Origin of the sequence: Aquibacillus albus (genome assembly GCF_016908325.1) — a bacterium.
Taxonomy (GTDB): domain Bacteria; phylum Bacillota; class Bacilli; order Bacillales; family Amphibacillaceae; genus Aquibacillus_A; species Aquibacillus_A albus.
This window is the reverse complement of sequence record NZ_JAFBDR010000014.1, coordinates 93,892-106,171: the sequence shown is the minus strand read 5'-3', so window position 1 is coordinate 106,171 and position 12,280 is coordinate 93,892. Positions and strand designations below refer to the sequence as shown.

Sequence of the window (12,280 nt, the reverse complement as noted above, 5' to 3'; positions counted from 1 at the left end):
ACCAATGATATCCGTTACGGATGATGCATCATTTGAGCTACAATGGATTTCGAATAGTTCTTTCTCCAAACGCTGCCCATAGCGATTCCACAGTAACGGCAACCACTCATCTTTAATTAGTGACTGTGGAATACATTCGGGATCCATCCTATCTTGAAAATACACAGCATAGGATAAATCATCAAAATCATACTTTAGAATCCATTTTAATACATAGAAAAGGTAAGCGATGTCCGTGACAAAGGTAACAGGTTCCAACATCTGTTCATAAAATCTCTGCCATTGTGAATCATCCAATTGTTTACAATACCTGTGAATGTAACACGGAACATCTTCCCCCAGCATATATACTTGAAAGATATCAATTGACTTTATAAAACTTCTATTCATATATACATCTAAGACACGAATGAAATTTAAGAAAACCAGTAACTTTCTGAGGCAGAAGAGTTACTGGTTCTTATGTCGTATCTCCTCCTTACCGGAAGAATACGCTATTAATTATTAAAATTTAAGGCCTTTTTTTAAAAGTGTCCTTGACATAGGGACCACTTTATTTGGATAGCCTCTTTTTTATACTAGAAGTTAATCATATTTAACTGTTTAACTTTTTCTCTTACATCCTCTACATTTATTTCGTCAGTTAATGAGTGTTTTAAACCGTTATAATATTGCTCGGCAGCATTCCCTGCTTTTTCTTTTATTTTGGTAAAAAGCTGATCAGACTCTAGATTATAGTGTTCTTTCAACATCTGTTGATTTTCCTGTAAATAATCAGAGACTAGCGGCTTTATTTGCTCTAATATAACCTCTTTCATCTCTTCTTTTTCATTTTTTTCAAAGAATGCCCTTGTATTTTTAAACTGATTCAAAGCACTGTTAAAAATAGATAAATCTAAATGATCGAAAGCTGTTTTAAAACCTGGTGTTGTTAATGATACATCCTCAACCTTTGGAAGTGTTAGGCCGTCATGAATTGCATTACACTCATTCTCTACTTTATTATTCCATTCAACAGCTTTTTGTTGAATAAAAAACTCTATTCGTAATGAGACAGCCCTTAATTCCTGAGCAAGCTCATATCCTATATCTTTCATCATTTTCTGAAGACTGCTTTTCAGTTCACTTTTAGCATCTTTACCCTTACTTTTAATTGTAGATGGATTAAATGACTCTTTAAATCGATCACCGAATTGAATAGAATGACGTTGATTTACATAATAAATCTGCTTTTCTATTTTTTGTTCGATTTCCTGAAAATAGGAATCTATCCCTGACTCTTTTATAAGTGTTGCTATCGAATCTAATTCTGTTTCATACTGACTAATTTGCAATTGTTTTTCTTCTTTATTAAGAGAAGCTGCGTCTAAATACTTTTTCATTGTATTTTTGATTCTCTTCATATCATGATACGTGGATTGTACAAAGAGATCCATAATTTCATGGTGAACAAAATGATCAAAAGCTTTTTCAAATTTTTCGATTCCCGAACGCGATTTTGTATTTTCCCCCGACTTTTCTTTTATTGCCTCATTACTCGATAGAGCAAACATCCTTGGTTGTTTTACACCAAATTGCAGAAGCTGATCAGAAATATAAGTCTTAACCATATCTAATTCCTCTTCATTTTTTGCTAAATCGGCAGCATTAATAATGAAGAACATCTTATCAAGGCTAAATGCATCCTTTACTCTACCTAATTGTATTAAAAACTCCCGATCTGCTTTTGAAAAAGGATGGTTATAGTACGTAACAAATAAAATTGCATCCGATTGTTTGATATATTCGAACGATACATCTGTATGTCTTGCATTAATGGAGTCAGCACCAGGTGTATCAACTAACGTAATTCCTTGTGAAGTTAACGCACAATCATAATATAATTCCATCCATTCTACATAACAAGCGAGTGATTCTTTTGAAACATAATCTGGAAATTCATTCAAATTTATCGTTAATTGTTTGCCGAGGTATTCACCTAATTGCTCGTATCCTTCCATAACCGATTCAACAAATAACTTATGCTTATTCGTTACACGATTATCTTTGTCTACTGCTTCACTTCTATACAATTGTATAAATGGCTGAAGCGAAGTATACGAGGAGTTAACTTCGACAATTTGTTCAAGTTCATCCAATAAATCTTTCTCGTTTTTTATTTTTACAACAACAGTTCCATGCTCATATTGATCGTTGGGCGGACTAATCTTATTTATTGCTGCTGTTGTAGGATTTGGAGATACAGGTAACACCTTCTCCCCTAATAATGCATTTGCAAACGAGGACTTCCCAGCGCTAAAAGCACCAAATAAGGCAACGGTATACTGTTTATTCTCAAGTCGTTCTCGTCTTCTGGATAAATCCTTTATCATAGCATCGAATCCTGGTAATCCTCGAATGGTCGAAATCACCGTTTCAATATCTTTGATTGTTGTATCAACTGTTTTATGGCTTTTTGGCTCATCTACAATAAAAGATTTATCTTCCTTGCCATTTAAAGTATTTGTTTCTGCTTGTTTTTCAGGTACTCCTTCAAATAATTGAATAGTTTTGTATCGATTTTTGACTTGTTCCCGTGCATCAGTTAGAGTAGTTTGTTCATTTACACCAACCGCTAGTAGTTCACTAAATTCCTGTCTTTGATTTTCTATATTTTCATCTAACAGCATTAACTCTTTCTGAAGACGTTCCTGTTGTTTTTTGCTTTCAAGCTGATTGGATAGCGATTCCATTTTGCCTTTTGTATCCTCTGTCAGGATAGTCTTTATATCATTCCACACATCAACGCTAACTTGTTTATAATGCTGTTTGATTGTGTTGGCGATATCTTGTGTAAATATAAGAAGGTATTCACCGGTTATGCCAGCACCTGGTTTAATTAATTGAACCAAATCATCCGGTTGAAATGCTATGCTTAATGCTTGTATCTTTTCAATAATAGTTGATTGCTGTACTCCATATTTTTTAGCAAACGATAACAGTTTTTCACGAAGCTTCCATTCAATGGAGGCCTTCACGGTTTTCATTAAGGGTTCATATAACTCATTTAGACGTCTTTGCCGTTCAGCCTCTGTTTTTTTTCTTGTAGAAAAGATTCCTACTTTAAAACCCTTTTGTTGTGAGTGGAGAACTGCTTCAGCCTTCTCACGTAATTCAAAAGGCATAATATACGCATTTTTTAGCGTTTTATCTACTTCCGATTGAAATTCGCTAAAAGCGTTTTCTTCTACATATGTTAAATGTTCCAAGTTGGCTTCTACCGCTCTAGAATCTAAAGAAGTTTCATTAACTATCCGTAGATGATCCAATTCATTCATTAACTTATCTTTTTTTGCTTGATTTTTGTCTTCTAACCATTCAATATGCTGTTCGATGAAGTATGATAAAGATTTTTCGATTGTTTCTTCTAACGAATAGTGACCAAAGTTCATTAGTTCTTGAATTTTCACTTCTAAATCATGAATTTCATTGTTTTCTTGGTTCATATCTAACACAGAAGTATAAAATATTTGCTCAGGGATAATCCCCCAGTTTGCTAATGTTTCATTAACACTATTTTTGAATGCTTCAAATGATAACTCACTATCATGATGCTTATCAATTTGGTTGATAACAATAAAAATAGGTTTGCCCCTGTCTTGCATTTCCTTTAAAAATAGCAAATTAACTTCTGATTGAACATGGTTATAATCCATTACATAAAAGATTACATCTACAATATGCAAGGATGATTCCGTCATAATACGATCTGCGTCATTAGCTGAATCGATTCCAGGTGTGTCCAGTATGGAAACATTTGCTGGAATCGCTCGTGTATCCTTACTAATTTCAACACGATTTATTGCATCACCGTCTTTGCAAAACGTCTTTATTGTCTCCATATCATATGGCTCTTTATATTCGACCGGGTCTTGCTTATTAAAAAATACCCTAGCAAATCCTTCTCCTGAAGAAATTTTAACCACATTTGCACTTGTTGGAATAGGACTTTGAGGTAACACGTCTTGACCAATTAAATGGTTAATCATTGTTGACTTTCCAGCTGAAAAATGTCCAGAGAAACAAACCACATACTCACTATTATCGTTTTTATCTAATAAATCTAATGTTTTATTAGCCAATTTAATATGATCAGCCTCTTTATACTCTTTATAAAAAGCTGCAATGGTTGCTGGATTGACAGAATTGGTTACTAAAGGACTCATTGATAATTGCTCCTTCATTCCGTATTAATAACAACTATTATACGTTTTATGCTCGATTATGACTAGTGTTCATCATTATTTATCTTTTCAGATTCTAATACTAGTGTTTTACCTAAGTAAATGACAATGCGTAAAATAAGATAACTGCGACATAACTGAAAAGATGGTTGGTGCTTATACTCGCTTCGGAAATACACTTCGCTTTCCGCGGGCGGCTGGTGAGCCTCCTCGAGCTTTCGCTCTGCGGGGTCTCACCGATGCCATTCCTCCCGCAGGAGTCTACGTGTATTTCCTCCGCTATATAGTAAAGATTTGTAAAAGCTTCTTTGCAACATCTTATCTATCGCAATAGGACAAATTTTTATTTACTTAAGAGAACAAATCCAAGCTGCTGAAAATGTCAGACTCTTCATTTACTTTTGTGATGTTGAAAACATTAGTAACGTTATATCGCACGCAAAAAATTAGTCTATATTTTCGAGGATTCGACCTGTCTTGTTTTGTAAAAAAGCGAAGAGAAGCATTCCACGATCATGAGTCCCAGTACATAAACTTACCATTAATCGGAGTATCCCTTTAAGCGTAGGCAGAATACGTAGACTCCTGCGGGAACAGCACGTGTCCGAAGACCCCGCAATAAGCGTTCTGTGCTTCTGAGGAGGCTGAGGCCGTGCCCGCGGAAAGCGAAGTATTCTGCCGAAGCGATTATTGCACCCGATTCAAAAAAAGTGAATTAAAGCAATTCCATGCAAAGGTTATGTCGCATTATAGGTCAATGGCGTAATAAAAAACAACCAAGAATACGATAAGTGTGTAAATAAAAAAATAAAACAGCATATAACTGTTTTATTTTATAAAAGAACAATATTATTCCTTTGCGATATTTCGATAATTGCCACCAAAATAAAGAATTGGATCACCATGATTGACTTCCAGATCTGTTACCTCTGCAATAATTACCATGTGATCTCCGGCGGTTATCCGATTCCTAATTTTACAGGAAATTGCAGTTAGAGCATCTTTTAGAATAGGAACACCATCTAACTGTTGAAATTGGATTTGTTTTTTATTTTCAATCTGTTTTGCAAATATCATGGATAAGTCTTTTTGGTCTTCTGTTAGCATACTTACTCCAAAGCTGTCGTTATGCTTTAATATCTCAAACATGCTCGCTTTTTCATCAATTGAAATCGCGATTAATTTAGGTTCTAAAGAGACTGACATAAAGGCATTTACCGTCATTCCATGTGTTTCGTTATGATAATCGGTAGTAACAACTGTTATACCGGTTGCAAATTTGCCCATTGCGTCTCGAAACAAACGATTATCCATTAACGTATCTCCTTTTTAAACACTTATTTTCCCTTAAAGAATAACACTTTTGTTAATGAATTAAAAAAATATTGCATTATATAACTATGTTTTTTAAGTAATTTTTATGTTGAATCAGTTGAATGATGTTTTAAACACCGCAAATACTACGTAAGAACATTTGATTAAAAAAGCAAAGGAATGACAAAATATGATTAAAACATCATTAATTACAATCTGGAATTTATTAGATCCAGTGTATTACTCACTTTCAAATTTAAAGCAAATAAATTCCAAAACGATACAAAAAAGTATCTTTAGAGTACGATTAACAAAATACAAAGGTCCCAATTATACACTTTCGGATGGAACAGTTATTAAAAGAAATGATTTATTGGTGAAAATCCATTTATATAATATTAAAATCTTAAAAGAAATTAAAACAATCGACAACAATGTGAAAAAGGCACTATTGGTTTATAAGTATGTAAAGGAATCACTGCCTGATTTAGTTGTTTACATTAATAATCATGTCTGCAAGGACGATATTAAAGCGATTATAGGGATAACAACATTGGAAAAAGGAACAAAACGCTTAGGATTCGATTCCTTTCCAATAACAAGCCCTTTTTATAAATGGTTTAAACAGTTGTCTTGGCTGCCTTTAACTTATTTATTTTCATATAAGGTGAAGAATCATTACCCTGTTTACTTATTTATGTCTAAGCAGCAACTATCCAATAAATATGGGCAGAAAGCTAAAGTTTAAGGTTTTAAAAATTGGAATAGATGACTTTAGTAGGTACAGGTTTTAGAACCATACAAATAACTATCCATCCATTGTCGACCTATAATAACAGCAATAAAAAAGTGACTTCAACAGCAGTATAATGTTGAAGTCACTTTTTGTTCCTTACTTATCATTTTCAAATACCTTTTTGTATGTTGTTTTATTCCAAATCTCCATAACCTCACCTAATTCATCAGTATCAATAATAAAGGACCCGTTACTGTACCTATCACTTTTAGGTAGTTCTAACGGATAAATCGTATGAACAGAACCAGACGCTGTTTTGATCTCAATTGTGTCCTTTTCGCTTGCTAGAGTGAAGCCTGCAACTTGATGTGGGTTCCGTTTCAATTCCCGTAACATAACTGTCCCTCGTTTTGCTCGTGAGGACTGTTCAAATTCATTGAGCTTCATTCGTTTACAAGCTCCTCGATGTGTAATTAAAACAAGATTAGGGTCCTCAACTAAATCATCAAAAACTACTCCATTGACTACATATTCTCCTTCTTTTAGATGAATGGCTTTTACACCTGCTGCCCTTTGGCCAACAGGACTTACTTCAGACTCATGATACCATAGACCATAACCTTGATTGGACGCAATAAATATGTCGGAATGGCCATTTGTCACATGAACATTTTGTACTTGATCACCTTTTTTTAGGTTAATTGCTATTAACGCTTTGGAGTATCTTTGAGCCTCATATAAATGTAACTCGCTTTTCTTAATCATTCCGTTTTTCGTTATGAACAAGAGATAGCTTTCTTGATTAAAATCTCTTACCGGAACAGCTTTTACAATCGTTTCGTCTTTTTGAATGGAAACAAAATTAGAAATATGTTGACCTAAATCTTTCCAACGTATATCCGGGAGCTCATGAACTGGAATATATATATATCTACCCTTATTTGTAAACAATAAAATTGTATCTGTTGTGTTTATTTCATACAAGGTAATCAGATGATCCTCATCTTTAATTGCTAAATCTTCTTCATTTGATGCAGCATAGGACCGTAAACTGGTTCTTTTAATATAGCCATCCCTTGTTACGGATACAAGTACATCTTCACTAGCTACAGTTACTTCTAAATTAATTTTTAATTCTTCAATTTTTTCTTCAATAACAGTTTTCCTGCTATCAGCATATTTCTTTTTTAATTGTTTCAAATCATTTTTTATTACTGAAAAAAGCTTTTTCTCATCACTTAGTATTGCTTCAAGTTCTTCAATTCTTTTTGTTAGCTCTTTTCCTTCCTGTTCTAAAGAAGTAATATCTGTATTCGTTAACCTATACAATTGAAGATTAACAATAGCTTCCGCTTGTTCTTCAGTAAAACCATACGCTTCTTTAATTCTAGCCTTTGCATCTTGCTTATCTTTGGAAGCTCGTATCGTCGCAATTAATTCATCAAGTATGGATATCGCCTTAATTAGACCTTCTACAATATGTGCTCGCTCTTTTGCTTTACGCAAGTCATATTCAGATTGACGAGTAACAACGGATTTTTGGTGTGAGATATAAGACTCAAGCATCTCTGTTAAATTCAGTAGCTTTGGTGTCTTATCCTTAATAGCCACCATATTAAAATGATAAGTAATTTGCAAATCAGTATTTTTATATAAGTAATTTAATATTCCTTCACTATCTGCATCTTTTTTTAACTCAATAACAATTCGTAACCCTGTACGATCCGTTTCATCTCTTACCTCTGCAATGCCTTCTACTTTCCTATCTAACCGCAACTCATCCATTCTTTTAACTAGAGAAGCTTTATTTACTTCATAAGGAATTTCATCAATAACAATTTGCTCACGATTTCCACGAATCTTATCTACTTCCGCCTTACCACGGACAACCACTTTTCCCTTACCGGACTGATATGCTTGTTTTAATCCGTCTACTCCTTGGATAATGCCACCTGTTGGAAAATCTGGTCCTTTAATAACCTTCATCAATTCATCAATAGTAATCGATGGGTTATCAATTTTTTTAACTACTGCATCAATGACCTCTTCTAAGTTATGAGGAGGAATTTCCGTTGCATAACCAGCAGATATACCTGTGGAACCATTAACGAGCAAATTAGGAAACTTTGCAGGTAGTACGACTGGTTCTTCAATGGTATCATCAAAATTCGGGATAAAATCGACGGTTTCTTTGTCGATATCCCGCACTAATTCGGAGGATATACTAGACAGTCTAGCTTCTGTATATCTCATTGCAGCAGGTGGATCTCCATCTACACTACCATTATTCCCGTGCATTTCAACTAATACATTTCTTACCTTCCATGTTTGACTAAGTCGTACCATTGCTTCGTAGACAGAGGAATCACCGTGTGGATGGTAATTACCGATAACTGTACCTACTGTTTTGGCCGATTTACGAAACGGCTTATCATTTGTATTCCTTTCTTCATGCATTGCATAGATAATCCTTCTCTGAACAGGCTTCAAACCATCTCTTGCATCCGGCAATGCTCTATCTTGAATAATGTATTTACTATAACGCCCGAATCGATCACCAATGACCTCCTCAAGCGGCAAATCTAGAAACTTTTCCTGAGCCAAAAATTGTCTCCCCCTTTATGAGTGAATATTTTCATTATCAATAATATTCGTTTCCTCTTCTAATCCAAATTCGACATGGGATTCGATCCACTTTCTTCGTGGTTCTACCTTATCCCCCATTAAGGTTGTTACCCTTCGTTCTGCTCTTGCTAAATCATCAATGGTAACACGTATAAGTGTACGGGTTTCAGGGTTCATCGTTGTTTCCCATAGTTGATCAGCATTCATTTCACCTAAACCCTTATACCTTTGGATGATATAACCATTTTTAAACTCTGCCATATATTTTTTCATTTCTTGTTCATTCCACGCATAATGAATCTTCTCTTTTTTTCCTTTTCCTTTTGAAACTTTATAAAGTGGCGGTAGAGCAATATAGATTTTACCTGATTCAATTAATTGGCGCATATATCTATAAAAGAAGGTTAGCAGTAATACTTGAATATGTGCACCGTCCGTATCTGCATCTGTCATAATCACAATTTTATTGTACTGCACATCCTCTAAGTTAAAATCACCACCAACACCAGCACCAATTGTGTGGATAATCGTAGAAATTTCTTCATTTTTAAAAACATCTGCAAGTTTCGCTTTTTCCGTATTAATTACTTTTCCACGAAGCGGTAAAACAGCCTGAAACTTTCGATCCCTTCCTTGTTTTGCGGATCCACCAGCTGAATCACCCTCCACCAAATATAATTCATTTTTTTCTGCGTTCCTTGACTGAGCTGGTGTTAACTTACCACTTAGTATGGTATCTTTTCTTTTTCTTTTTTTACCAGACCTTGCATCTTCCCTAGCTTTCCGAGCTGCTTCTCGTGCATCCTTCGCACGAATTGCTTTTTTGATTAACATACTTGCAACATCAGCATTCTCCTCTAAAAAATAAAGTAGGTTTTCAGAAACTACTGCATCTACAGCAGATCTTGCTTCAGACGTTCCAAGCTTTCCTTTTGTTTGACCTTCAAATTGTAATTTTTCTTCTGGTATTCGAGCAGAAACGATGGCTGTAAAACCTTCTCTAATATCATTTCCTTCAAGGTTTTTATCCTTGTCCTTTAACATTCCAGCTTTTCGTGCATAATCATTAAATACTCGTGTAATAGCTGTTCTGGCACCGGATTCATGAGTACCCCCATCCTTGGTTCTTACGTTGTTTACAAAAGATAACATACTTTCGGCATAGCCATCGTTAAACTGAAAGGCAAAATCAATTTCAATTTCCTGTTGCTCACCTTCAAAGGAAACAACCGGATGTAACGCATCCTTCTCTTCATTTAAATAAGCAACAAAAGATACTAAACCGTCTGGGTATTGATACGTTTCTTCCTCGTTAACCCTTTTATCAATTAAATCAATTCTCATTCCTTTAAGTAGAAAAGCAGCCTCTCTTAATCGCTCCGATAAGATTTCGAACTGATACGTTGTTGTCGTAAAAACTGTCGAATCAGGCTTAAAGTGTATCGTTGTTCCCGTTTTTTTTGTCGTTCCTGTCTTTTCCAGAGAAGTAACAGGAATACCGCCCTTTTCAAATCGTTGTTTATATACAATTCCATCACGATAGATGGTAACCTCAAGCCATTCCGATAACGCATTAACTACAGATGCACCTACTCCATGAAGCCCACCACTAGTTTTATATCCACCTTGCCCAAATTTACCACCTGCGTGTAATACCGTAAGTATTACTTCTGGAGTTGGTCGTCCAGTTTGGTGCATTCCAGTTGGCATACCACGTCCTTTATCATCAACGGAAATGCTGTTATCAGGATGAATCGTTACTTTTATGTGATTACCGTAACCCGCCAGTGCCTCATCGACAGCATTGTCAACAATTTCATAAACAAGGTGGTGTAATCCTCTAGCATCTGTACTTCCTATATACATTCCCGGTCTTTTTCTTACAGCCTCTAATCCCTCTAGCACTTGAATAGATTCATCTGTATATTGTGGCGTTGTTTGTTTACTCAATCAATATCGACTCCCTTCTTTTACCCATGCTGCATCATTAAACTCATTGCAAAATCTTTATTTGTTATCATTATCATTAATTTATCATCCATAGTAGAACAAGTGTTTGATTATGTAAAGGTGTACTTGTCTTATTTTAGCTTGTTTCAACAAATTAGCAAACATTATTTTATGGTTGATTTCTTATATAATTATAGTTAAAAGAAAAAATCCCTGCTAATGAACAGAGATTTCTTGCCTTTAGCTTACTTTCCTAGTAAAACCGAATGGGCAACTTTTATACATACATTCATAATAACTGTTATATTATGTTTCTTTAAGTAATTGTATGCTTCCTCATTAACTACTCCTTGTTGTGCCCAAAAAACAGTAGTATTAGTGTTCACAACTTGTTTGGCGAGGTTGGGAAGAAACTCAGACCTTCGGAATACGTTCACAATATCGATTGGCTCTTTAACATCTAATAAAGATGCATAGGATTGCTCACCTAGAGATTCTTTTATGTTTGGGTTAATAGGGATAATTCTATATCCCTCTTGTTGCATTGCCTTGGCTATTTGGTAAGAAGTTCGATCAGGACGGTCAGAAAGCCCAACGACAGCTATTGTTTTAGCATTTTTTAACAATTCTTTCAGTTCTTTTCTGGAAGGGTTTTCCATTTGATAATACCCTCTCTTTCTCTAGTTTAATGTTTTATGTATAATTTAAAAATGAATAAAGCATTGTTTTTATAATAAAGTACTATCTCATCATACTTCATGTTAAAATAACGGTACAAGTTTGACAAATAAAGGAGTTTCTAAACGATGTTAATAATCATCATAATTATTCTAGCTTATCTTATTGGTTCTATTCCCTTTGGATTAATCGTCGGAAAAATTGGATATAAAACAGATATCAGAGATCATGGAAGTGGCAATCTTGGCGGTACCAATACATTCCGAGTACTAGGAATTAAAGCAGGTATCACTGTTACATTAGCTGATATACTGAAAGGTACACTTGCTACCCAGCTACCAATCCTATTCGGGGTCGAGATAAACCCTCTTCTTATAGGGGTTTTTGCAGTGATTGGACATATGTATCCTATTTTTGCAAATTTCAAGGGAGGCAAAGCAGTAGCAACTTCAGGTGGTATCATTCTTGGGGTTAGTCCTTTTTTATTTTTAATCATATTAATAACCTTCTTCATCGTATTGTATCTATCTAAGTATGTATCTCTTGCATCCATGGTGACTGGAATTATAACGATCATTGTAAGTTTCTTTCTGCAAAATACAGGACTAATCATCATCACATCCATCTTAACTATATTTGTTTTTTATCGACACCGAACAAACATAAAACGGATTATTAATAAAACAGAACCAAAAATAAAATGGATGTGAGCAAATATGGTGCTATCATTGAAACAGTTGTATAAAATAGCATG

General features: G+C 34.7%; 8 protein-coding genes. 2 read left to right on the top strand and 6 right to left on the bottom strand.

The window, feature by feature from the left end:
* From JOC48_RS12960 to JOC48_RS12950, 3 genes are all read right to left on the bottom strand, one after another.
* On the bottom strand, positions 1-297 hold a 297-nt coding region (locus JOC48_RS12960; RefSeq protein ID WP_204500339.1), incomplete at its 3' end, for a hypothetical protein.
* A 281-nt stretch (positions 298-578) separates the two neighbouring features.
* Positions 579-4,205, bottom strand: coding sequence for a dynamin family protein (locus JOC48_RS12955; RefSeq protein WP_204500337.1), 3,627 nt, complete (start codon positions 4,203-4,205; stop codon positions 579-581).
* Between the two features lie 867 nt (positions 4,206-5,072).
* Positions 5,073-5,537 (bottom strand): flavin reductase family protein, encoded by a 465-nt coding sequence (locus JOC48_RS12950; RefSeq protein ID WP_204500335.1) that lies wholly within the window; start codon positions 5,535-5,537, stop codon positions 5,073-5,075.
* Between the two features lie 190 nt (positions 5,538-5,727).
* Here JOC48_RS12950 and JOC48_RS12945 point away from each other — a divergent pair, with 190 nt between their 5' ends.
* The gene (locus tag JOC48_RS12945) at positions 5,728-6,285 is read left to right on the top strand and encodes a YkoP family protein (protein WP_239584357.1); all 558 of its coding nucleotides are present in this window, start codon (positions 5,728-5,730) and stop codon (positions 6,283-6,285) included.
* Positions 6,286-6,429: 144 nt separating this feature from the next.
* On the opposite strand, the gene parC is transcribed toward JOC48_RS12945, so the two are convergent.
* The 3 genes from parC to JOC48_RS12930 all read right to left on the bottom strand — a co-directional run bounded on the left by parC (position 6,430) and on the right by JOC48_RS12930 (position 11,507).
* Entirely contained in the window at positions 6,430-8,877 is a 2,448-nt protein-coding gene (gene parC, locus JOC48_RS12940; RefSeq protein WP_204500333.1) for a DNA topoisomerase IV subunit A, read from the bottom strand.
* 15 nt (positions 8,878-8,892) lie between these two features.
* Positions 8,893-10,848 (bottom strand): DNA topoisomerase IV subunit B, encoded by a 1,956-nt coding sequence (parE, locus tag JOC48_RS12935; protein ID WP_204500331.1) that lies wholly within the window; start codon positions 10,846-10,848, stop codon positions 8,893-8,895.
* 245 nt (positions 10,849-11,093) lie between these two features.
* A complete protein-coding gene (locus JOC48_RS12930) occupies positions 11,094-11,507 on the bottom strand; it encodes a CoA-binding protein (protein WP_204500329.1) in 414 nt (137 codons plus the stop codon).
* Between the two features lie 147 nt (positions 11,508-11,654).
* On the opposite strand from JOC48_RS12930, the gene plsY reads away from it, so the two are divergent.
* Positions 11,655-12,236: a glycerol-3-phosphate 1-O-acyltransferase PlsY gene (plsY, locus tag JOC48_RS12925; protein ID WP_204500327.1), complete on the top strand. Its 582-nt coding sequence runs from the start codon at positions 11,655-11,657 to the stop codon at positions 12,234-12,236.
* Positions 12,237-12,280 lie beyond the last annotated feature (44 nt).